We start from the raw sequence: 258 nt of genomic DNA on the forward strand, positions 1-258 counted from the left end.
CGGCACCTCGGGCACCACGATGGCCACGATCACGGTGCCCAGGCCGCCCTTGAGCGTGGCCATCAGCGCGATCGCCAGCAGCACGCCCGGAATCGCCATCAGGCCGTCCATGATGCGCATGATCACGGCGTCCAGGCGGCGGAAGTAGCCGGCCAGCATGCCCAGCAGGACGCCGCCCGCGGTCGACACCAGCGCGACCACGACGCCGACCAGCAGCGATACGCGCGCTCCCCACAAGGTGCGGGCATAGACATCGCG

At 70.5% G+C, this 258-nt stretch carries 1 pseudogene; it reads right to left on the reverse strand.

Going from position 1 to position 258, the window contains the following annotated elements:
• Positions 1-258, reverse strand: a pseudogene (locus SB771_RS35560) (ABC transporter permease); the annotation flags it as partial.

Origin of the sequence: Burkholderia sp. SIMBA_051, assembly GCF_046534915.1 — a bacterium.
Taxonomy (GTDB): domain Bacteria; phylum Pseudomonadota; class Gammaproteobacteria; order Burkholderiales; family Burkholderiaceae; genus Burkholderia; species Burkholderia ambifaria.